Raw genomic sequence first — 22,763 nt, forward strand, 5'->3', positions numbered from 1 at the left:
GTACTTGAACCTGCTAACCTCTGTTATTCATAGCTGAGATATGGCAATAAGCGGACGAAGCTCTTCAATCAATGCCCGGTCTGCCAGATCATCGGAGAACGCTGTGGCACTTCCTGATGCGACACCGGCGCGGAACGCTTCCAGCACATTCCCTGTCAGCGACAAGGTGCCCACGAATCCGGCAATCATCGAATCTCCCGCACCTACTGAATTCTTCACCTGGCCCTTAGGGGCGCTGGCATGGTAGACTTCTTGACCCGAAATAAACAATGCGCCTTCGCCAGCCATCGAGACCAGCACGTGCTTGGCACCACCCTCCAGCAGCTTGCGTCCGTAAGTGATAATCTCTTCTCTGGTACTAATCTGAACACCGAACAGCTCTGCCAGCTCATGGTGATTCGGCTTGACCAGCAGCGGCCCCTGGGATAAAGCGTCCTGCAAAGCCTGCCCGGTTGTATCAATAACAAACTCCGCGCCCTTCTGCTTGCATACCGTAATCAGTCTGCTATAGAAATCTCCGCCGAGCGAAGGTGGCGTGCTCCCTGACAGGATCACAATATCACCCGGCTTCAGAGCATCCAGCTTGTGCAGCAGAGAAGCCGTCTCGGTCTCTGTAATTACAGGTCCGGCTCCGTTAATCTCTGTCTCCTGCCCGGCCTTAAGCTTGATATTGATCCGGGTATCGTCTGCAATAGGAACGAAGTCGCCGGATATCCCCTCCTGGCCCAGCCAGGTGTCAATGTAGCCGCCTGTGAAGCCGCCAAGAAATCCGGTGGCCGTATTCTCAACCCCAAGCTGCTTCAGAACTCGGGATACGTTAATGCCCTTTCCGCCAGGCAGCTTCATATCCCGCTTCATCCGGTTGAGTCCGCCTAGTGTTAACTCTTCTACCTCCACGATATAATCGACGGAAGGATTAAGTGTCACAGTATAGATCATCATTCATCCCTCATTTATAATGTTTGTCTTTCCATCCCATCACACCAGTGTATAGTCTACCTCCAGCTTCTCAAGCTGCCTCCGGAAGCTATCCGGTATCCCCGTATCCAGAATGCAGTGATCCATCTCCTGCAGATCTGCAACCTTGCAGAAGGAGATCTGCCCGATCTTGCTATGGTCGGCCAGCAGGATCGTCTGCTTCGCTACAGCGATCATTTTGCGCTTGGTGGCCGCTTCCAGCATATTCGGCGTCGTGATCCCTTCGCGGATATCCAGCCCGTTGGTGCCGAGGAAGGCCTTATCCACCCGCACCATATCCAGCGAGCGTTCGGTCATCGGCCCGACAAAAGCCATGGTGTCCGGCCTTAGCATCCCGCCTGTAATGGACACCTCAATATGGCGGCAATCCTTCAGCTCATTCAGCGCCATGATCGAGTTGGTAATGACCTTGAGGTTACGGAATGATTTCAGCGCCCGGGCAATCTGCAGCGTAGTGGTACCCCCGTCAAGGAGAATCGCATCGCCTTCCTCAATCATCTCCACAGCCTTCCCGGCAATCCGCAGCTTCTCCTCCAGGAACCGTTCTTCTTTGTCCGGAACCGCCGCTTCAAAGTTGACACTCTGGAGCGACACCGCCCCGCCATGCGTACGCTTCAGCAGCCGTGCTTCCTCCAGCTCCTTGAGGTCCCGGCGGATGGTGGATTCAGAGACGGATAGCTCCTGACCCAGCTCCTGAACCGACGCTCTTGTATGCTTCTCGACAAACAGCAGAATCATCCGTTTACGTTCTTCTTCAAACATGCAGCTCACTCCTTAGGATGTGCAGCTACCCGCTGCCGGATTCCTATATATACAGTAACTACTGAATTGGAAAATAAGATGACTGGTTTCAAATCACTCGTGACTGATATTGACCATTTGTGCTCATTTATGATTGTAACAGCGTTTTCATTAACTGTAAAGAGGGTTCCCCAGCTTATTTTTGCTCATTTCGTCCCGATATTCGTTCATCCGGCTGTGGAAAATTACCTCCCGATCGCCTATTTCACAATGGCGGCGAGCGACATATTTATAATACATATGGGGAAAAGCGGGTGAACAGGAGATGGCCTATTACAATAACAACGGATATGGCAGCGCGGGCGGTAACGGCGGCAATGGCAGCAACGGCGGCATTAAAGGCCACGGTGGGAGCGGCAGTGATGGCCCAGTAGAAACCGAGGAGCTCAGTGCAGAGGATTATGCGATTATTGCCGCCGGCTTCGGCGTGCTCGGGGAACTGTTTGCTTTTTTCTCTCTGGTAAAAGCCAAGCAGGTGACCAAGGAAACAGGCGGACAGGTAGGTGCCGGCATCGACCCGGTGCTGTTCGTGCAGAACCGCAAAAAAAAAGCAGCCAGACGAAAATCCCGCCGGCTGCGTTGATCCCTTATATTTTCCGAACCCATCGCTTACTTCAAAGGTATGACCTCATGCTTCGTAAATATAGCCTGTACCTTCTCCCGCAGCTCCTCTTCGGGCAGAAGAACAATCACAATAATATGCTCCAGATCAGCATGCTCCGCATACGCCTCCGCGTCATCTTGCGGAATCCCCATTCCGATCAGGCTGACCGCAAGGCCGTCTGTCTCCAGATCCGCCCCAGCGAGCTTGCGGGCTGCCGGACCTGCTGCGACCGCAGAATCCGCGACCATATCCAGGCCTACCCCAAGCCCGCGGGCTGTACCGTACAAGCCATTATTCCCCTGCCCCGTCTCCACATCTCCAATCGCGGCATCCTTGCTGATGATCTCCAGCGTGTTCTTCTGCTTCGTGACAGCTGAGATATGCTTCGCCTTGATCCCATTCTTCTTCAATTCTTCGATCGCCAGCACCGCATCACTCCGGTGTCCAAAAATACCCAATACCAATGTTGGCATGCGGCATCCCTCCTATTACTGCTACTGCAATATTACCACTCTGCCTGTCGCTTGAATCCCGCATGTGGCGGCGGCTCCCGGTCAGGCCTGAATCAATCTCTTCTAATTGGGTTATAAAGATATGTATACATAAACATAACTTAAGAGATAGGGGGGGCTGCTGTGCTTCAAAGCAAGTATTTTCGGACCTGCCTGGCCATTATCGCCTTTTTGACGATTCTGTACCTGGGCTCGAAGGTCATTTTTCTGTTCACACCGCTGGTATCTATCATTCAACTGCTGCTCGTACCCATGATGCTGTCGGGCTTTATGTATTATCTTCTGCGGCCGATTGTCAACTATCTGGGGACCAAAAATGTTAAGCCCGGGCTGTCTGTCCTGCTGATTTATCTTCTGTTCACCGGACTGTTCGTCTTATTCTGGGTGCTGGTCTGGCCTACACTGCGCGAGCAAATCCAGAACTTCATTGACAATACGCCTTATCTGGTCGAGGGTATACAGAATCAGTTCAACAAGCTCCAGAATGATCCGTCCTTCTCCCGCTTCTTCAAGGGGGACACGGATGTGACCACACGCCTGACGGAGTATTTGAACAGTGCCATTAACTGGGTGACCAATTCGATGTCCAACCTGATCACAGTGATCTCCAGTATTGTCGTGGTTATCGCTACCCTACCGATTATTCTCTATTACATGCTGAAGGACGGGCACAAGCTGTCCCCGATTCTTCAGGGCCTGATCCCGAAGAAATACCGCAAGGAAGGCCAGGAGATGTTCAAGGATATTGACTCTGCACTCAGCGGCTTCATCGTTACACGTGTCCTGCTTAATGTGGTGCTGGGCATCTTGCTATACATTGGTTTTTTGCTGATCGGCCTGCCTTATTCTCTGCTGCTCGCCGTGATCTCCATCCCGCTTAATTTCATTCCTTATGTGGGCTCGCTGCTGGCGGCGGTTCCCGTTGTAATCGTGGGGTTCATTGAATCGCCTTCACTCGCGATCTGGTCAGCGGTCGTTATTCTGATCGCGCAGCAGATTCAGGATAACGTGCTGTCCCCGGTCATCTACGGCAAGTCACTGGATGTGCATCCGCTGACCACGGTGCTGCTTGTACTTGTGGGGGGCGACTTCTACGGCCTGATCGGCGTCCTCATTGCGCTTCCGGTCTATATGATTATCAAAATTATCTTCCTGCGCATTTACGAGATCATTGTCGCCGAACGGGTGGATCAACCCGTACCCGAGCCAAGTGCTCCGACGGGTATTGAGATTGAGATCTTGAAGGACGATAAGGTATAGCAGTTGACAAAAAGCCCTCCGGCGCAGAAGATCTCCGCGCCGGAGGGCTTTTCAATGTACACAGTTGGATGTATCTAGACTTCAGCCCCGCAGCGAGCGGACCACGAAAGTGTGGTTGCCCTTAGGCAGATTCTGACCATCGCGCAGCGTCACGGAGCCTTTGGTATGTGCGATGATCGTCGCATTGAACGCAACCAGCTGGTCCCCTTTCCAGACGGTAACTGCTGATTTGAAATAGACGGCATTATCAAACTGCAGACGTTCTCTCATGATATATCCGACCGAATGAAGAACCGGGGGCAATGCTCTCTCTTTGGGAGCCAGTGCTTTGATGTACACAATATCGCGAAAAGGGACGGCAATCTCCTGATGTCCGATGACGGCTACCGAAGCTGCAAGATCCCATCTGCGCAGAACGCCTTTCATGATCGTATATGGCTGCTCACCGCAGTACATAATGACCGGTCTGCCTACCCAATGCTTCATGGCTCCACCCCCTCCGCTGTGCCTGAACTACTTATACCTTCGGTATGGACCAGTCTATGCCCTTAAGCCCATGCTGCTCCAGATACTGGTTGGCCTGCGAGAACGGGCGGCTGCCGAGAAATCCGCGGTGTGCAGAGAACGGGCTCGGGTGCGGGGACTGGATCACCTTATGTCTGCTGCGGTCCACTACCGCGCCCTTCAGCTGGGCATGGCTGCCCCACAGGATGAAGACCATCGGTTCTGTCCGCTCATTCAGTTTCTCCATGATGGCATCCGTGAAGGTCTCCCAGCCCAGACCCTTATGCGAATTCGGCTGGCCCTCGCGTACTGTCAGCACAGCATTCAGCATCAGCACGCCTTCTTCCGCCCAGTGCAGAAGCGATCCGTGGCCCGGCACCTCAACACCGAGATCACTATGCAGCTCAGCATAGATATTGCGCAGTGACGGCGGAATCCGTACACCCGGCTCAACCGAGAAGCTAAGGCCATGGGCCTGTCCTGCACCGTGATACGGGTCCTGTCCGAGAATGACTACCCGGGTCTTGCTGTAAGGCGTCAGCTTCAGCGCCGAGAACAGCTTGTCCTTCGGGGGATAGACTGTATACTGCTTGTACTCGCGTGCCAGGGCATAGCGCAATTCCTCAAAGTAAGGCTTCTGCGTCTCTTCCTGCAGCACTTCATCCCAATCGTTGCCGAACATCCTGTTCTCCTCCCAATTACCCTGCTATTAGTATTGTTTCATTACCTGTTATTAACCAGAATAACAGGAACTTATTTGCGGCCATAGTCCGCCTTGATCTCGCCCCATGACTTCGTCTGCCATTTCAGCACCTTGTTGTCATAGGTATGGCTCCGCAGCCAGCTCTCCGCCCGGTCAATCAGTTGCCAGATCTCCTCCGTGGAGGCATCCCGGGGCAAGGTCGTAGCTACCTTTTTCTGCTTGACCCATTTCATTGCATTGACAGAATCACTATAGACCGTCTTGCGGCTGCCTTCATGGCCCAGCAGAGCCAGCGCATGCACAATCGCCAGGAACTCTCCGATGTTATTAGTCCCTTTACTAATCGGACCGCAGGAGAAAATCACATCCCCGGTCTGGGTATCCACGCCTTTGTATTCTACCGGTCCGGGATTCCCCCGGGTGCCCACATCCACGGAGATGCTGTCATAATCGATTTCCTCAGACGTCTCCACGCCGGCACTCCGTCCCCAGGATTTGCCTGACTTGCTTGTACCGGACGCCCCTGAAGCTGCCGCACCGGTGCCCCAGTTCCCCTTCCAGCCTGCCTTGAAGGCTGTCTCAGCAGCCGCCTTGCTCTCATAGGACTTGTATTTCGCTCCGGTATAATGATCCGTCTGCGCCTGGCATTCCGCCCATGTATTGTAGACTCCAGGCTGCTTTCCTTCCCATACTACGTAGTATTTCTGCTTAGCCATTCCTACTGCTCCCTCCTGCCGGTGTAACCTCATCCAGAATCATATTGTAATGCATACCGCGTTCATTTTGAAGTCCGAATACACTCCGCACGCCTGCTGCCATCCCGAATATATATTGGATAATTACCGGCAGGCGCGTTCATACTAATACGGCAGCTCAGCTCAGCTCAGTCCAGCACAGCAAGCGTAGTATCGGCAATGGTCTGGAGCTTGCCTGTATCCTGCGTTGCCTTGACCATAACCCGCAGTCCAACCAGGGCATTATGCAGATACGCAGCCAGCGCCGGAGCCGGATGCCGGGAGGATAGTTCTCCGGTCTCCTGTCCATGCAGGATCAGCTGTTCAATTAATCTCTCGGTATTCAGAAAAGCCTCATTAGCCCGGTCAACAGCTTCCGGATCATGATTAGACAGCTCAACTGCCGTATTCACCAGCATACAGCCCTTCGGCTCCGCTTCACTTCTATGGATGGTGGCTTCGAATAAAAGGCGGATGGCTGCCTTGGCCGAGGTAATGCCTTCAATACGGCTCTCCAGCCTGGAGCTTTGAATGGATGCAAAGCGCTCCAGCGCTTTTATATATAAGGTATGCTTGTCTCCAAAGGTGTCATACATGCTGCGCTTGTGAATTCCCATGCCGGCTACAAGATCTTGCATTGAAGTCTTCTCATAGCCCTGCTGCCAGAAAATCGTCATTGCCTTGAGCAATACATCATCAATGTCAAACTCTTTGCTTCGCGCCATGATCATGCTCCTTTCGTGGTCTATTTTACCATTAATAGAACGATCGGTAAACATCTCACCCTTACACACCCCAAGGAGGTTATTCACATGAGAAAGATCGCAGTAATACTTGCGGCATTCACCCTGACCCTGCTCATCGGCTGCGGCAACGCAAACAAAAATGCAGGCAACACTGGCACAGCAGCGAACACGGGCAATACGGCGGCTACCGCTGCACCGGATGCAGTCACTTCAGCTTCGGTAGTCGATAACGGGGAAGCCTTCAAGAAGGCAATCAGCAAAGACGGCACCTGGATTGCAGCTACGCTGAACGACTTGAGCTTCACTGAGGAGCTTGTGCTCGATGGACAATTCATCCATAAGGAAGAGCCTGCCCGCAAAATCGCGCTCTATACCCAGGATGCTGATCACAACATCACGAACTCCTTCAAGCTCACCGCCCCGAAATTGACGATCCGCAGCGAGAATGCCCGGATTCAGGGAGGGACCTTTGTGGGTGATGTCTATGTAGAGGCTGACGGCTTCGCCGTCGTGAATGCCACCATTGAAGGTAATGTCTATTTCTCTGATGACAAATACCAGGCTACCTATTCCGCAGCAGACCAGGGGAAGGTAACCGGCGTCACTGAAGTGAAAAAATAATGCGGCAGGGTGCGGGGTGTTCCTCTTCGGGCAAGCAGCCGGGGAGAACACCCCTTTTTCCTGTTGTTACCCGCGAAAAGAGGTGCTGGCCTAATGAAGTTCATCCGTAAGAATGCTATCCTTCCTCTTCTGCTCTTGATGCTCTCCTCCTGTAGCGGACAGGATGCAGCGGAGCCGGAGCCGCAATACCGGATTCAGTCCGGTCATGATCTGAGTATTCTGACAACGAGCGATACCCATTATTTAGCGCAGGAGCTAAGGGATCTCGGGCCTGCCTTCCAGCAGTTTCTGGCTGCCGGTGACGGTAAGCAGCTCGGCTACAGCAAGGAGATGATGGAGGCGCTGGGCTATGATATCGGAATCCGCAAGCCGGATGTGGTGATTATCAGCGGGGATCTCAGCAACAACGGTGAAGAAGCCAGCCATAAGGAGCTGGCCGGACATCTGAAGCGCATTGAGCAAGACACCGGAACCCGGATCTATGTGATTCCGGGCAATCATGATATCCAGAATCCCTGGGCCCGGAGCTTCCGCGATAAGCGCCAATACGCTACTGATTCCGTGAGCGCCACAGCATTCCGCAAAATCTATGGCGGCTTCGGTTATGATGAAGCCCTGCTCAGAGATGAGGATTCGCTCAGCTATCTGGCTGCCCCGTCGGAGGAGCTATGGCTGCTCATGCTGGATACTGCACAGTACGGGGACAATAAAAAGCTGGGCCATCCCCAGTTGGAGGGCCGGGTCAGCGACCGGACCCTGGAATGGATCGCCGCCTGCGGCGCGAAGGCCGCTGCCGCAGGCGCGCAGCTCGTGACGGTCATGCATCACAGCCTGCTGAATCACAGTGAATTCATTCAGGAGGGCTTCACTGTAGAGGATCATGCCAAGGTTACAGATGCCTTGATGAAGACCGGCGTGCGGACGGTTCTCAGCGGCCATATACACATCCAGGATATCAGTGAATATAGTCATGACGGGCAGCGCATCTATGACATCGCCAGCAGTGCCTTATCTGTTTTTCCCCATCAATATGGACTCTTAACCTATTCCTCCGCCCGTCAGTCTCTGGATTACAGCACTGCAAGATTAGGGATGGATCAGTGGGCGGCAGCCACCGGTAATACCGATCCGAACCTGCTGGGCTTCAGGGCCTACAGTGAGGCCAATTTCCGCAAGCGGTCTGCCACCCGGAGTTATTCCCGTCTGGCTGAAGACCCCGCCTACGCCCGTTATACGGAGGCTGAGCTGAAGCAAATGGCTGACGTTGTCGGAAGGCTGAACGAGAATTACTTCGCCGGCTCGGCCAGTACGGGCAATGCTGCCGTGACCGCCACAGAAGGCTACCGGCTCTGGCAGGATGCCCCGGCAAGCGGAACGAGAAGCTATGTTCTGGAGATGGCCTCGCAGCAGCCGAAAAACAATCATGAGCTGCATGTCCAGCTTCCTCAGCGGTGATGTTTGAAGAACTGGAAATAGGTGTAAGATAGACAAGTATGCTTACACCTATTGCTGAGGAGGATGATCACCATGTTCACACGTATGGATGAGATTATGATTGAAATCCCGGACGTCGAGAAACCAGATCCTAATGCCGCAGCAGCCGTTCAAGAGCTGCTCGGAGGCAAATTCGGTGAAATGTCAACACTCAATAACTACTTGTACCAGTCCTTCAACTTCCGCTCCAAGGACAAGCTGAAGCCCTTCTACGACCTGGTGATGAGTATTACCGCCGAGGAGCTGGGCCATGTTGAGCTGGTCTCCCACGCCGTGAATAAATGTCTAAGAGGTTCCACGGCCTATAAGAAGCCGGATTCTACGCCGCTTGCGGATGTCAAAGATGCACGGCTGTCTTATCACTTCCTGGCAGGCGCACAGGGAGCCATGCCGTTCGATTCCATGGGCAATCCATGGACCGGAGCCAATGTGTTCAACAGCGGCAACCTCGTGGAAGATCTGCTGCATAACTTCTTCCTGGAGTGCGGAGCAAGAACCCATAAAATGAAGGTCTACGAAATGACCGACCACCCTGCGGCCCGGGCGGTAGTTGGCTTCCTGCTTGTCCGTGGAGGCGTTCACGTGGTTGCTTACGCCAAGGCCCTGGAGATTGCCACAGGCGTTAATGTTACCAAGCTGGTGCCGATTCCTTCCCTGGACAACAAAGCGTTCAATGAAGCCAGAAAGTACGAGGAAAAGGGCGTTCATACGAAGCTGTATACCTGGAGCGATAAGGATTTCAGCTCCATTGACCAGATCTGGAAGGGCACTCACCCCGAGGACGGGCTTCCGCTTGAGGTCATTCAGGGCGTACCGAAAGGCTTCCCTATCCCCGAAGCCCCGGAATTGAAGGAAGAATTCGCACCGGGCATCTCAGCCGAGGAATTCAAGGAGATTGCCAAACGGCTTAAAATGGCCGGGAATATTCATGACTAGCAGCCAGAGCCAAGCCTAGCGAATAATAGCACCTATAGAGAAGCGGATGTCCCGAAAGCCATGAACTGGCTGCCGGAACATCCGCTTTGTTTGGGTATGGACACTTCTAAGATCTCGGCCTTATAACTCCGGCTCAAGCAGCAGTGAGGTATCGGCAACCGCCCGTCCATTCACAAGCAGCACAAGGGTATGCTCTCCGGGATAGTGCTTGCGTGTGGTCAGGTTGGCCCAGCGGTGGGTCCGGGTACCGGAGAGTCTGGTGCCGCCGGGCACGGTTTTGTCGGATAACAGAAACAGCTTGCGCGAGGTCTTACCGCTGGCCTTGACGAAGTTGATCCCGTATTCGATACGGATGCGTACTGGTCCACCTTCCCGGATGGTCAGAGCGTATTGCAGCTCACAGTGCTCTCCGATCCGCAGTACAGCCGGGTCTGCCGTAAGGACAGCCGAGCTGACCAGCGGGGTGCCGCTCTCCTCCGGAGCATATCCGAACAGCTCCATGATCTCAGGGTCAGCTTTGCGGATCAGAGAGCGGCAGCCATGCCGCACAATCCAGTTCGTGTTCGCGTCACTGCCCAGCCAGCGGCGGGCGGTGGCTATCACGATATCGGGGTGATCCTTCGCGATATCGTTCAGGTTATTGGCTACACTTTTGCGCACATAGAGTGACGGGTCAGCCTTCAGCTTCTCCAGCAGCGGCAATAGCGGAGACGGATCGCGCTTGAACATCGGCAGCGCCTGGCCCCACGGCAGGCGGGGACGGCTGCCCTCGCTGGCGAGCCGCCGCACATGCTCCCCCGGATGCTCCGCCCAGACCAGCATCTGGTCCATCATCGCTTGCGGATCATGCAGCAGAAACGGCCTGACGGCAAATTCCGCCGAGGACCTCTGGGTGAACCGCTCCAGCGCCTCCATCGACAGCTCCCAGTGCTCCTCACTTCGGCCATACACCTCAACGAAATCGGGAAAAATCAGATACGGGAAGCCGACACAGTCCTTATCTATCGCATACAATATCTTCAGCGCTTCCTCATAAGCCGGGGGCAGGCAGCTGCCCAGCGTCTCTGTAATCCGCCGCATCCGCGCCTTCAGCTCCAGCTCCTCCCACGGCTCCTTCATCGCCTCAGCAATGAAGCGGTCCGGCTCGAACGAACCGTAGACGGCTTGAATTTTCATACCCAGGCTGTGCAGGAATTCTTGGTTGTACATTGCTTTCAGGGGTTCGGCCATTCTTGAATTCCTCCTGCTGATGTAATTGGATTCACTTATAATGAGAGCATAACATACGAACCGGACATCCCTGTGTCAACTTTCGGCTGGCTGGATATATATACACCAAGTATAGCCTATGTTCAAATCCGGCAGCCTGTCGTACAATAAGATTTAAGTTTTTTCCCGCTGAGGATGAATTATATTTCGATGAAAGGACTGGAACTTTTGCCACAGACACTTGTTAAAAATATTGATTTTTTCGTAGCCGCACTGTCACAGACCTTCGTATCTGCCCTCCAGCTTGACCCTGACGGAATGTACTCCCAGGTAGGCAGCGGAGTCGTTGAGAAATTCTCTGACGAATATGTCCGGCTGAAAAGATTCGATGGCACCACCTCGCACTACGCCCGCGACATTACGAAATTCCAGCACAACCATGCCTGAGAAGGCTACGGGGTCTCTTTATCAGAGGAGAAGCAGCGCTCGCCTGTTATTCTCCCTCCCCTCTTCAAACGTAGACCCTGGGCCCTGATCCGGGTCTGTTTTTGCGTTCATTTTTCACAAAATATTAACGTGTGCATTCCAATAAACTATTGACTTGACGATGCTGGAGAACTAAACTGAAATCGTTAACAATTCCATGTACCCGGGGAGAACCTATGATTACCATCAAAGATATTGCCCGTGTTGCCGGTGTGTCCCATACTACCGTATCCAGGGCGCTGAACGGCAACCCGCTGATCAAGAAGGCCACCCGGGATAAGATTGAACGGATCGCCGCCGAAATGAATTATGTGCCGAATTACAGTGCCAAGAGCCTGGTCACCAAGAGATCGTTCATCATCGGCCTGTTCTTCTCCAGTATTGAGCAGGGGACTTCCGCAAGCTTCCTGGTGGATGCGATCAAAGGCATTACGCATAGCCTCGATGAGAACTATAATCTGACGGTGAACGGGATCGATGGTGTGCAGCATTTCAGCAATATTCAGCCCCAGCGCTTCGACGGCATTCTAGTTATGAGCCAGAGCGATGAAGATAATGCCTTCATCTATCATGTGAAAAAGATGGGCATTCCGCTAGTGGTGCTGAACCGCCAGCTGGAGGACCCCGGCATCATGAACGTGGTGGCCAATGACCGCGAAGGCGTGAAGGAAGCGATTGATTATGCGCTGCAGCAGGGTCACCGCAAGCTGGCTATTATTGAAGGCAAGCCCGGCTTCAAGTCCTCAAGCGAACGTAAGCAGGGCTTCCTGGACAGTCTGATTGCAGGCAGGCTTCCGCTGAATCCTGATTATTTTGCCCCAGGAGATTACAGCATTGAGAGCGGATATGCGGCGATGAGCAAGCTGCTTAGCCTGGAGGACCGGCCTACGGCTGTGTTCTGCTCCAATGATGATATGGCGATTGGCGCCATGAATGCCTGCTATGCCCAGAAGGTGCAGGTGCCGGAGCAGATCTCGCTGATCGGCTTCGATGATATAATGTTCGCCCGCTATACGAATCCTGCCCTGACCACGGTCCGGAAGCCGATTGCCGAGATCAGTGAGCTGGGCATCACCATGCTGGTCCAGCTGCTTCAGCAGCCGGAGACCCCGCCGCAGCAGCTGTTCGTTAAGACTTCGCTGGTGGTAAGGGATACGGTTGCAGGAGTATAACTCTATTTCAACCCACCCGCTATTTTCTGCAGATACGGAGCCTTCCTGGACAAGAGAAGGAATTCCGGATCTTGCTTAAAATAAAATGTTAACGTGTGCAATTTATCACTGTATTCTAAAGGAGATCATGACCACTATGACAAACCGTTTATCCAGAAGCACTCACCCGGGGTTACCCCTCCATCCGGAACGGATGATTCAGTTCGGCGGAGGCAACTTTATGCGTGCTTTCGTTGACTGGCAGCTGCAGCAAATGAACAATCAGGGATTATTCAACGGAAGCGCTGTAATCGTCCAGCCCATTGCCCAATCCGCCGGCGGAGTAGCAGAGCATATGACTGAGCAAGACAATCTCTATACGGTGCTGCTTAACGGCATCATGGACAACGAGACCGTCAATTCCCGCGAGATGATCAGCTCGGTCAGCCGGGGGATTAACCCATATATGGATTACGAAGCTTATCTCGCGCTCGCCGAGGATGATGATCTGGAGTTCATCACCTCCAATACTACCGAAGCCGGCATTGCCTATCTTCCAGGCGACCGCGCAGACGATGCTCCCCCTAAGAGCTTCCCGGGCAAGCTGACTGCGCTGCTCCACCGCCGCTTCGAGCTTGGCAAGAAGGGCTTCGTCATTATCCCCTGCGAGCTGATTGACCGCAACGGCGAGAAATTACAGGAGATCGTAGAGCGTTATGCGGCTGACTGGAACCTTGGCGCAGCATTCCTGCAATGGCTAAAGTCCGAGAATACCTTCTGCTGCAGTCTGGTGGACCGCATTGTTCCTGGTTATCCGCGGGACCAGGCTGCTGCCCTCGAAGCCGAGCTGGGCTATCTCGATAACGTGATGGTGGCCGCAGAACCGTTCCTATTCTGGGTAATTGAAGGGCCGGATTCTCTGGCAGAGCGCCTGCCGCTGGCTAAGGCCGGACTGAATGTGGTGGTCACACCGGATATGACCCCTTACCGCGAACGCAAGGTTCATCTGCTGAACGGACCGCATACCGCTATGGTCCCTCTGGGCCTGCTCGCCGGTCTTGAGACGGTTGAAGACGTCATGAACGACGGTACCTTCTCCCGCTTCGTGAAGCAGTTGATCGAAGAGGAGCTGATCCCGATGCTGGATCTGCCTGCTGAGCAGCTATTGTCCTACGCCGATGCCGTACAAGAGCGCTTCCGCAATCCGTTCATCCGTCATGAGCTGACCTCCATCTCGCTCAACAGCATTTCCAAATTCAAGGCCCGCCTGCTCCCGGTCCTGCTTCGCTACCAGCAGGAACGCGGCAAGCTGCCGGAGCGGATGACTCTCGCCTTCGCCGCCCTGCTGCTCAGCTACCGGGGCGACCGTATTCCCCGGCAGGACGGCGCTGAAGTGCTGGCAGTATTCGATCAGGCCTGGAGCCAGCCGGCCAGCTTTGTGAACACTATTCTTGCCGACACCAGCCTGTGGGGACAGGATCTGACCCAGCTGCCGGGGCTGGCTAATGCGGTTGCCGCCCACTTGCAGCAGCTGGAGCGTGAAGATTCCCGCGAAGCATTACAGGAACTCGTCGGCTGAACGAGCACGTTTGTACGAAGAAGCTCGGAGAAGTATAGCTTACAAACTTTTAGGAGGGCCAACATGAAGAACTTAATGAAAATGAACCCGAGAGATACCGTTGCTGTAGCCTTGCGGCCGATTGCGGCCGGAGAACAACTGACGATAGACGGACTGACGGTGCAGGCAGCACAGGATATTCCGCAGGGTCATAAGATTGCCCTGACTGATTTCAGCAGCGAAGACATCATTACCAAATACGGTTCCCCAATCGGCCATGCCACGGCTCCGATTGCCGCAGGCGACTGGATTCACACGCATAACATCAAAACCAATCTGTCCGGCGAGGAAGAATACGAGTATGTGCCGGATGTCCATCCGGTGATCTATCCGCGCCGTGATTTGACCTTCCAGGGGTACCGGCGGAGTAACGGCAAGGTGGGCATCCGTAATGATCTGTTCATTATTCCGACCGTAGGCTGTGTGAACGGCGTGGCCGAGCAGATGCTTAAGGAGTTCAAGGCCGAGCATCCCGATCTTGGCGGATTCGACAACCTGACCGTGCTGAAGCACCCTTACGGCTGCTCCCAGCTGGGCGATGACCACCGCATGACCCGCAGCATTCTGCTCGATGCCGTCAATCATCCCAATGCAGGCGGTGTACTCGTCTTCGGTCTTGGCTGCGAGAATAATATCGTCTCCGAGTTCCGCAGCATGCTGGGCGATCATGACGAATCCCGGGTTAAATTCCTGGTGGCCCAGGAGGTAGGCAATGAGGTGGAAGCCGGTCTTGTGCTGCTGGAGGAGCTGTATGAAGCCGCTGCGAACGACGTTCGTGAACCGGTTCCGCTGAGCGAGCTGAACATCGGCCTGAAATGCGGCGGCTCTGACGGGTTCTCCGGCATCACGGCCAACCCGCTGCTGGGTGCGTTCTCCGACTTCATTATCTCCCAGGGCGGAACCTCGGTACTGACGGAGGTGCCGGAAATGTTCGGTGCGGAGAAGGTGCTGATGGCCCGCGCAGAGAGCAAGGAAGTCTATGAAGATATCGTCTCGCTGATCAATAACTTCAAGCAGTATTTCCTCTCTTACGGCGAGCCTGTCTATGAGAACCCTTCTCCCGGTAACAAGGCCGGCGGCATCAGCACGCTGGAGGACAAATCGCTCGGCTGCACCCAGAAGGCCGGTTCGTCGCCAGTGGTAGATGTATTGCAGTATGGCGTGAAGCTGCGCAAAAAAGGGCTGAGCCTCTTGCAGGCTCCCGGCAACGATCTGGTCGCTGCCTCCGCGCTTGCCGCTTCCGATTGCCAGCTCGTGCTGTTCACAACCGGCCGCGGCACGCCGTTCGGCAGCTTTGTGCCTACGGTTAAGGTAGCAACGAACAACGACCTTTTTGCCAAAAAAGGTCACTGGATGGACTTCAACGCAGGCCCCCTGCTGGAAACGCCGATGGCCGATGTGCTGGAGGAATTCATCACGTATATCATTGATGTCGCCAGCGGCCAAAAAACACGGAACGAGCAGAATGAAGTGCGTGAGCTGGCTATTTTCAAAACTGGCGTTACCTTGTAGTAGAACTTATTCCAATCCACCCAAAGGGAGATCCTATTCATGTTCCTAAACGAGGACTTCATGTTGTCCGGCGAAACAGCACGGCTACTCTTTCATAATTACGCCAAAACCATGCCCATTATCGATTACCACTGCCATCTGGACCCGCGCGAAATCTATGAGGACCAGCCATTTGAGAATCTGACCGCAGCTTGGCTGTATGGCGATCATTACAAGTGGCGGCTGATGCGCGCGAACGGCGTGCCTGAATCGCATATTACCGGTGACGCCTCTGATTATGATAAATTTCTGGCCTGGGCCCGTACACTGCCTAAGGCAGTAGGCAACCCTCTGTATAGCTGGACGCATCTGGAGCTCCGCCGTTTCTTCGGTGTAGAGGAGATGCTGAATGAAGCCACGGCGCCGGCCATCTGGGAGAAGGTCAACCGTAAGCTGGCTGAACCGGGCTTCACCCGTCGCGGTCTGATCCGCAGCAGCGGTGTCAAGGTGATCTGCACCACCGATGATCCGGCAGATTCCCTGGAGTATCACAAGCTGCTGAGCGGGAGTGAGGCCGCCTTCCAGGTGTTCCCGACCTTCCGTCCTGACAAGGCGCTGAACATCGATGCAGAAGGCTTCGCCGCCTGGACCCTTAAGCTGGAGTCGGCCTCCGGCCTGCCGGTCAAGAGCTATGCCGGGCTGCTGGATGCCCTGCGTAACCGGGTTGCCTTCTTCCACGAGCAGGGCTGCCGCCTCTCGGATCATGCGCTGGATGTCCTGCGTTATGAAGCGGGTGAAGCTGAGGCGGTTGAAGCTATTTTTGCCAAAAGAATGCAGGGTGCTGCGCTGTCACCGGAGGAAATCACCCGCTACCGCACAGAACTGCTGACCGCGCTGATCGGCTTCTACCATGACAAGGACTGGACTATGCAGCTTCACCTGCATGCTTACCGTAACAATAACACGCCGATGTTCCAGCGGCTTGGACCGGATACCGGCTATGACGGCATCAATGATCTGCCGCTGACCACAGCGCTGTCGCAGCTGCTTGACCGGGCCGAGAGCGGCAGCGGCCTGCCGAAGACGATCCTCTACTCGCTGAATCCCGGCGACTACCCTGCCCTGCTGGCTCTGCTGGGCTGTTACCAGAAGGACACTCCCGGCAAGCTCCAGCTCGGCTCCGGCTGGTGGTACAATGATACGCGCAGCGGCATGCGCCAGCAATTGACCCTGCTGGCCGAAGGCAGTCTGCTCGGCAACTTCGTCGGCATGCTGACCGATTCGCGCAGCTTCCTCTCCTATACCCGGCATGAATATTTCCGCCGGGTCCTGTGCGGACTGCTCGGTGAACTTGCCGAACGCGGGGAAGCGCCGGATGACCTAGAAGTTCTGGGGGCTATGGCCCGGGATATCTCCTACAATAACGCAGCCGGGTATTTCGGCTTCCAGACTGCCGGCAGCGAAGCCGGAGTCACCGCCTAGATGGAGGCATACTGAAGATGCCGACAATCTATATCGCCGGAGACTCTACCGCCGCCCAGAAGGGCGGCGGGGAATGGCCGATGGCCGGATGGGGCGAATACCTGCAGCAGTATGTCAGCCGGAAGGTGCGGATTGAGAACCGGGCCATCAACGGACGGAGCACACGCTCCTTCCTGGCTGAGGGCAGACTGGCAGACATGGAGCGGGACTTCCTCCCCGGAGACTTCCTCCTGATCCAGTTTGGCCATAATGACCAGAAGCTGGAGGACCCTCTCCGTTACACGGAGCCGCATACCGAATACCGCCGGAATCTACAGGCATTCATTGATTCCGCTCGCAGCCGGGGCAGCTTCCCTGTGCTGCTGACTTCCGTGAGCCGCCGCCGCTTCACTACAGACGGGGAACCGGACCCGCAGGCTGTCGGACTCTATCCGCAGGTTATGCGGGAGGTTGCCGGGGAGACTGGAACGCCTCTGCTGGATGTTTTTGCCGCCTCCCAGCAGCTCTACCGCAGACTGGGGACCGAAGCATCAGCCGGGCTGTTCATGCACCTGCCGCCGGGTGCCCGCCCCAACTACCCGGACGGCATCACGGATGACACGCATTTCTCCAGATCCGGGGCGCAGCAGATCGCATCGCTCGTGGCCGAAGCGCTCGCACAATCTGCGGAGCTGAAGCTGCTGCACCCTTATTTGCGGGTGTAGCTGGGGGATGCAGGCAAGGTAGCCAAAGCGCTCCACACTCTGCGGAGCTGAAGCTGCTGCACCCGTATTTGCGGGTGTAGCTGGGGGATGCAGGCAAGTGTGTCGTGCGGATTAGATTGTGCATCAGCCTGTGGGGCATCGCAAACAAACGTAGCGTACATTATTCGCCATTCTTACATGTTGGTTCAAACCTAGGTCAGTAAGATCAGGCCGCCTGTGACCACTTCGGACACAGGCGGCCTTCTTCACGGGAACCGGCCCTTCGGCGCTCCATGCGAACTCTTATATCTGAATATAAAGGAGTCTAAACCTATGACCGTTCCATTTCATTTGGGCGTCCGCGCCCATGACTTCAAGCGGTGTCCGCTGCCGCAATTGATAGCTAAGCTGAAGGAGCATGGCTTCCCGGCGATTCAGTTGGCGTTACATAAATCTTTTCCGGAGAGTGTGGCTGAGCTTGGCGCACTAAGTCCGGGTGCTGCTGCGTACTATGGCGATGCCTTCAGACAAGCAGGTATCAAGATTGCTGTCCTTGGCTGTTATGTGAACATTATTGATGCTGACCCTGCCAAGCGCGCGCAGGCGCTGAGCGACTTCAACACTCATCTGCGGCTGGCCCGTGACTTCGGCGCGAGTCTGGTGGGTACGGAGACCGGCAGTGTAGGTCAGGGGTATACGCCGGATAATTTCACGGAGGAGGCCTTTCTGGAGGTCGTCGCCTCGGTTAGCGCCATGGTTGCTGAGGCCGAACGGTTCGGGGTAACTGTGGGCATCGAGGCAGGCATCAATCACCCGCTCTACACGGCTCAGCTAGCCCGGCGTCTGCTGGATACCGTGCCATCCAATAATCTGCAAATTATACTGGATGCTGCGAATCTGATGACTCCAGAGAATTACCTTCAGCAGGAGCAGATTGTGGCAGAAGCGCTGGAGCTCCTCGGAGACCGGATCGCGGTTCTGCATCTGAAGGATTTCACAGTTAAGAACGGCTCCATCGACATCGTTCCTGCCGGACAAGGCATGCTGAACTTCGCCCCGCTGCTCCGCTACATGAAGCATAAGTGCCCGCATATCCAGGGCCTGCTGGAGAGCACTCCTGAGGAACATCTCCAGGCCAGTGCGCAATTCCTGCGGAAAATGTATAACGAGGTTTAACAAACGTGCTCTGTGGATGGATGTTGAGGTGGTGGGTGAGAGATGTTGGGTGAGAGATAATGGAAGAGGGATAGTGGATGAGAGATGCTGGATCAGAGATGAGGTAGGAACTTATGCGGTCCACACAGCTTGTATCACTCCTCCTGCCTCGACCATCCGCCCACTTTTGGGGCATTCGGCGAATTCAGGGGTATTCGGATTGTATTCGGTTTTTCACACACATTTGGTCCACGTACCTCACTGCTGCCCATTGTGTTCTGTTTTTCACACACATTTGGTCCACGTGCCTCACTGCTGCTCATTGTGTTCTGTTTTTCGCATACATTTGGTCCGCTCACCTTCGCGCCAGCACAGTGCTTCCCAACCTCATACTCTCCTTACCCACTACAGACGGATATTACAATTACTGTGTGTACAAAAAGCACCCCGACGTATCGGCGATTGGGGCATTTGTGCTTCATTTATACACATATAGACTTAACCTTAAAACTAACAACAGTAATCTTGCACAAATTGCAGCATTTCCCCCAACTTATACACTCATAGCTGGAATTGTTGCACAAAAGGTAGGAATCCTCCTCTAACTAAGCATCCTGGCCTGCACATTCCTGCATTTCCTGCAACAATCCCCTGGCAAGCCCCGGTTTCGGGGTAGCCAGGTTGCATAACCTGCAACATTTGAGTTATTTGAGGGCATTTGCTCTAAACGAGTGCTCCCGTAAGCGGGCACTTTAGAAATAGCAATAAGACCGCCCATAGTTAACCGGGCGGTCCGTTGCTTCATGCTGCTATTCCCCGGCCTCGGGGGAAATCACACCTTTTTTGAGAATAATATTCCCGTATAGCGCTTCTTCCCCTGTAATTAGAATGGCGTAGCTGTGCTTGGAGCGGGCATAGAAGTCAAAACGCTCTTCATACTCCACCTGCACCGCAGGATCATGCCGGGTGAGAATCTCCTTGTACGTGTCCCATATCACAGGGACTGTGGGGTCTCCCTCCACTACGGCCATGAAGGCCGCCTGAGCCGGAGCATAATGATCCAGCGGGAGCAGCTCCAGAATCGCATCAAGCAGCCGGGGGATACCAATCCCGTCAGCCCGCAGCACCCGGGAATGCAGCGCATGTCCAGGATAATTGGCATCCGCCAGCACCAGCTCATCCCCGTGGCCCATCTCCATCAGGGTGCGTACGAGCTCGGGGGAGAGCGATTTGGGTATTTTTTTGAGCATAGCTAGGTCTCCTCTCGGCTTCATTACATCCCGTAGAATGATCTCAGCGCTACCAGCTCCTCAATCCGGTGCGGCGGCAGCTCACGCTCTCCCCCGATCATGCGGGTCAGGAAGGTTAGCTTCGCCGTATACTCAAGCCGCTCCATGTTCATATAAGCAGCCATTACATCCTTACCCCAGGTCAGGGCCCCGTGGCTCTCCAGCAGCACTGCGGTCTTCTTGCCCAGGAAGGGAGTCAGCGAATCCGGGATCTCTTCGGTCGAAGGTGTCCCGTATACCGCCAGTGGAATGTCCCCCATGGCTATGACGGATTCCGGCATCATCATTTTGTCCAGAGCTTCGCCCTTGATGGCAAAAGCGGTAGCATACGGCGGATGTGCATGAACCACCCCGCCCATCTCCGGCAGCTCGTTATAGATCTTCAGGTGCATCTTCACTTCCGTGGACGGCCGGTAGCCCTCCGCTGCATCCAGGATCTCTCCCTGCAGATTGACTTTGACCAGCATATGCGGCTGCAGATAGCCTTTGCTGACTCCTGTGGGCGAAGTAATGACTTCTGTGGCCGACAGGCGCGCGGAGATATTGCCGTCATTGGCCGCGATGAAATCCTTGTTGAACAGATTCCGGCCGATATCGCAGATTAAGCGCCGTAGTTCTTCTTCATGATTATTCATAATTGCCCCCTTGATTGCTGCTTGATTGCTGTATGAAGCTTGTCAGTTCTGATGTGAAAAAGACGGCTGGTAACGGAGCGTTGAGCAGGACCGGGCTGCCACCCTGCGGACCTCTGCGGGATCGACAGCACCAAGCGCCGTCAATTGCACCAAAATGTTGCCGATCGCGCTCGCTTCTACCGGTCCGGCAATAACGTCTTTGCCGGTGGCATCTGCCGTCAGCTGACATAGCAGCTTGTTCTGAATACCGCCGCCGACCATGTGAATGCAGCGCACCGTACAGCCGGTGAGCACCTCCAGCTCGCGGATCGTATCCGCGTAAGACCGGGCCAGGCTCTCCAGAATCGAGCGGATGATCTCCGCCCGGGTCTGCGGCACCGGCTGTCCGGTGCGGATGCAGTAGGATTCAATCCGCAGCGGCATATCGCCCGGTGTGCTGAAGAGCGGATCGTTCGGGTCCAGCACGGCAATGCACGCCTTGGACCGGTCCAGTTGCTCCGCCAGCCCGGCGGCTTCCTGATGGCTGAGCGATTCCCCCGCTTCGGCCCAGCTCCGCTGGGTCTCCTGGAGCAGCCAGAGGCCGGTGATATTCTTCAGCAGCCGGTTCGTGCCGCCGAAGCAGCTCTCGTTGGTGAAGCCGCTGGCCCGGGCGGCATCGCTTAATACAGGCTCCGCCGTCTCTAGGCCCACCAGCGACCAGGTTCCACAGCTGATGAATGCAGCATCCTGCAGTGTGGGGCTGAGTCCGGCGGGCCGGTCAGGATCGGCGGGGCTTGGGTCTGGGGAGCTTGGATCGGCGTTGCAAGGATCAGCGCTGCCAGGGCCGACACAGCTGGAATCGGCATAGCTGGAGCCGAAGCCGCCGTAAGGAATGGACGCCACGGCGGAAGCCGTATCATGCGAGGCTCCAGCGATGATCTGGAGCGGGCCGCTGCCCAGCTCTTCCTGGAGTGCGGGCCGGAGCTCCCCCAGCACCGTGCCTGCCGGAACCAGCCGGGGCACAAGCGTCACCGGCAGCCCCAGCCTGCGCAGCACTTCGGCTGCAGGCGCTGTGGACTGCGGATTCAGCAGGCCGCTGGTGCTCCAGATGGTCTGCTCGGCCACGGCCACACCGCTGAGCATATAATTGAACAGATCCGGCATCAGCAGCAGCTGTCTGGCGGTTGTCCGCAGCTCCGGCTTCGCCATAAGATCGGCAAACAATTGATACACCGTATTAATCGGGCTGGACTGGTTGCCCGTCAGCTTGAATTGCTCTGCCGGAGGCAGCGCAGCCTCTAGTACTGAGGCGAAGTCCGCCGCCCGCTGATCCCTGTAATGATGCGGAGCGTCCAGCAGCCCGCCCTGCTCATCCAGCAGGCCATAGTCGACTCCCCAGGTATCCACGCTCAGAGAGCGCAGAGGGCCATACTTTGCCGCAGCTGCTGCAATCCCTTGCTTGATCTCCTCAAGCAGCCGCTGCACATCCCAGTGCAAATGTCCGTTGACCTCTACCGGTCCGTTAGGGAAGCGGTGAATCTCCTCCACCGTCACCTTTCCGTCCCTGTAGCATCCCAGCATCACTCTGCCGGAGCTGGCTCCCAGGTCGATGGCCAGCAGCCGGATTCCTTGGTTACCGGTTACCTCCATAACTTGCGTCTTCGCCTCTGTCATCTTCCCACCTCTTCACGT

General features: G+C 55.2%; 23 protein-coding genes. 12 read left to right on the forward strand and 11 right to left on the reverse strand.

The genetic code is table 11. From position 1 onward, the window contains the following. Nucleotides 1-27: 27 nt before the first annotated feature. Together pfkB and NST43_RS20540 are read right to left on the reverse strand one after the other, a co-directional pair. Nucleotides 28-939, reverse strand: coding sequence for a 1-phosphofructokinase (pfkB, locus tag NST43_RS20535; RefSeq protein WP_339225484.1), 912 nt, complete (start codon nt 937-939; stop codon nt 28-30). Nucleotides 940-978: 39 nt separating this feature from the next. Beyond that, complete coding sequence (locus tag NST43_RS20540; RefSeq protein WP_209984573.1) at nt 979-1,740, reverse strand: DeoR/GlpR family DNA-binding transcription regulator; 762 nt, start codon at nt 1,738-1,740, stop codon at nt 979-981. 304 nt (nt 1,741-2,044) lie between these two features. Between NST43_RS20540 and NST43_RS20545 the strand changes: the two genes are divergently transcribed. Continuing rightward, nucleotides 2,045-2,362: a hypothetical protein gene (locus tag NST43_RS20545; protein ID WP_209985220.1), complete on the forward strand. Its 318-nt coding sequence runs from the start codon at nt 2,045-2,047 to the stop codon at nt 2,360-2,362. Nucleotides 2,363-2,388: 26 nt separating this feature from the next. Here NST43_RS20545 and NST43_RS20550 read toward each other — a convergent pair whose 3' ends face one another. Then, a complete protein-coding gene (locus NST43_RS20550; protein ID WP_339219043.1) occupies nt 2,389-2,856 on the reverse strand; it encodes a hypothetical protein in 468 nt (155 codons plus the stop codon). Nucleotides 2,857-3,018: 162 nt separating this feature from the next. Between NST43_RS20550 and NST43_RS20555 the strand changes: the two genes are divergently transcribed. Continuing rightward, on the forward strand, nt 3,019-4,155 hold the full coding sequence (locus NST43_RS20555; protein WP_339219045.1) for an AI-2E family transporter: 1,137 nt from the start codon (nt 3,019-3,021) through the stop codon (nt 4,153-4,155). Nucleotides 4,156-4,236: 81 nt separating this feature from the next. On the opposite strand, the gene NST43_RS20560 is transcribed toward NST43_RS20555, so the two are convergent. From NST43_RS20560 to NST43_RS20575, 4 genes are all read right to left on the reverse strand, one after another. Next, entirely contained in the window at nt 4,237-4,641 is a 405-nt protein-coding gene (locus NST43_RS20560; protein WP_076079955.1) for a hypothetical protein, read from the reverse strand. 31 nt (nt 4,642-4,672) lie between these two features. Beyond that, nucleotides 4,673-5,341 (reverse strand): uracil-DNA glycosylase, encoded by a 669-nt coding sequence (ung, locus tag NST43_RS20565; protein WP_339219046.1) that lies wholly within the window; start codon nt 5,339-5,341, stop codon nt 4,673-4,675. Nucleotides 5,342-5,412: 71 nt separating this feature from the next. Then, complete coding sequence (locus NST43_RS20570) at nt 5,413-6,078, reverse strand: ribonuclease H family protein (RefSeq protein ID WP_339219048.1); 666 nt, start codon at nt 6,076-6,078, stop codon at nt 5,413-5,415. A gap of 167 nt (nt 6,079-6,245) precedes the next feature. Then, nucleotides 6,246-6,821 carry a TetR/AcrR family transcriptional regulator gene (locus NST43_RS20575; RefSeq protein WP_339219050.1) on the reverse strand — a complete coding sequence of 192 codons (576 nt, stop codon included), beginning with the start codon at nt 6,819-6,821 and terminating at the stop codon, nt 6,246-6,248. 87 nt (nt 6,822-6,908) lie between these two features. On the opposite strand from NST43_RS20575, the gene NST43_RS20580 reads away from it, so the two are divergent. The 3 genes from NST43_RS20580 (at nt 6,909) to NST43_RS20590 (ending at nt 9,893) form a co-directional block, all read left to right on the forward strand. Further along, nucleotides 6,909-7,463, forward strand: a complete 555-nt coding sequence (locus NST43_RS20580; protein ID WP_209984592.1) for a hypothetical protein — start codon at nt 6,909-6,911, stop codon at nt 7,461-7,463. 93 nt (nt 7,464-7,556) lie between these two features. Then, nucleotides 7,557-8,918: a metallophosphoesterase gene (locus NST43_RS20585; protein WP_339219052.1), complete on the forward strand. Its 1,362-nt coding sequence runs from the start codon at nt 7,557-7,559 to the stop codon at nt 8,916-8,918. 72 nt (nt 8,919-8,990) lie between these two features. After that, nucleotides 8,991-9,893: a manganese catalase family protein gene (locus tag NST43_RS20590; protein ID WP_339219054.1), complete on the forward strand. Its 903-nt coding sequence runs from the start codon at nt 8,991-8,993 to the stop codon at nt 9,891-9,893. A 120-nt stretch (nt 9,894-10,013) separates the two neighbouring features. On the opposite strand, the gene NST43_RS20595 is transcribed toward NST43_RS20590, so the two are convergent. Beyond that, nucleotides 10,014-11,123: a hypothetical protein gene (locus NST43_RS20595; protein WP_339219056.1), complete on the reverse strand. Its 1,110-nt coding sequence runs from the start codon at nt 11,121-11,123 to the stop codon at nt 10,014-10,016. 207 nt (nt 11,124-11,330) lie between these two features. Between NST43_RS20595 and NST43_RS20600 the strand changes: the two genes are divergently transcribed. From NST43_RS20600 to NST43_RS20630, 7 genes are all read left to right on the forward strand, one after another. Then, nucleotides 11,331-11,549, forward strand: a complete 219-nt coding sequence (locus tag NST43_RS20600; RefSeq protein ID WP_036698535.1) for a hypothetical protein — start codon at nt 11,331-11,333, stop codon at nt 11,547-11,549. Nucleotides 11,550-11,764: 215 nt separating this feature from the next. Continuing rightward, nucleotides 11,765-12,760 carry a LacI family DNA-binding transcriptional regulator gene (locus tag NST43_RS20605; RefSeq protein ID WP_339219057.1) on the forward strand — a complete coding sequence of 332 codons (996 nt, stop codon included), beginning with the start codon at nt 11,765-11,767 and terminating at the stop codon, nt 12,758-12,760. Between the two features lie 136 nt (nt 12,761-12,896). After that, nucleotides 12,897-14,318, forward strand: a complete 1,422-nt coding sequence (locus NST43_RS20610) for a tagaturonate reductase (protein WP_339219059.1) — start codon at nt 12,897-12,899, stop codon at nt 14,316-14,318. Between the two features lie 63 nt (nt 14,319-14,381). Further along, nucleotides 14,382-15,869: an altronate dehydratase family protein gene (locus NST43_RS20615; RefSeq protein WP_339219061.1), complete on the forward strand. Its 1,488-nt coding sequence runs from the start codon at nt 14,382-14,384 to the stop codon at nt 15,867-15,869. 39 nt (nt 15,870-15,908) lie between these two features. Next, entirely contained in the window at nt 15,909-17,330 is a 1,422-nt protein-coding gene (gene uxaC, locus NST43_RS20620) for a glucuronate isomerase (protein ID WP_339219063.1), read from the forward strand. A gap of 17 nt (nt 17,331-17,347) precedes the next feature. After that, a complete protein-coding gene (locus NST43_RS20625) occupies nt 17,348-18,034 on the forward strand; it encodes a rhamnogalacturonan acetylesterase (RefSeq protein WP_339219065.1) in 687 nt (228 codons plus the stop codon). Between the two features lie 312 nt (nt 18,035-18,346). Then, nucleotides 18,347-19,189 carry a sugar phosphate isomerase/epimerase gene (locus tag NST43_RS20630; RefSeq protein WP_339219067.1) on the forward strand — a complete coding sequence of 281 codons (843 nt, stop codon included), beginning with the start codon at nt 18,347-18,349 and terminating at the stop codon, nt 19,187-19,189. 788 nt (nt 19,190-19,977) lie between these two features. On the opposite strand, the gene fucU is transcribed toward NST43_RS20630, so the two are convergent. Genes fucU through NST43_RS20645 form a run of 3 tightly spaced genes read right to left on the reverse strand, consistent with a single transcriptional unit; the run spans nt 19,978 to nt 22,745 of the window. Then, a complete protein-coding gene (gene fucU, locus NST43_RS20635) occupies nt 19,978-20,418 on the reverse strand; it encodes an L-fucose mutarotase (protein WP_339219068.1) in 441 nt (146 codons plus the stop codon). A gap of 23 nt (nt 20,419-20,441) precedes the next feature. Next, nucleotides 20,442-21,092: a class II aldolase/adducin family protein gene (locus NST43_RS20640; protein ID WP_036731751.1), complete on the reverse strand. Its 651-nt coding sequence runs from the start codon at nt 21,090-21,092 to the stop codon at nt 20,442-20,444. A 42-nt stretch (nt 21,093-21,134) separates the two neighbouring features. Continuing rightward, the gene (locus tag NST43_RS20645) at nt 21,135-22,745 is read right to left on the reverse strand and encodes a rhamnulokinase family protein (RefSeq protein WP_339219069.1); all 1,611 of its coding nucleotides are present in this window, start codon (nt 22,743-22,745) and stop codon (nt 21,135-21,137) included. Nucleotides 22,746-22,763 lie beyond the last annotated feature (18 nt).

Origin of the sequence: Paenibacillus sp. FSL H8-0332 (assembly GCF_037963835.1) — a bacterium.
Taxonomy (GTDB): Bacteria; Bacillota; Bacilli; order Paenibacillales; family Paenibacillaceae; genus Paenibacillus_AQ; species Paenibacillus_AQ rhizoplanae.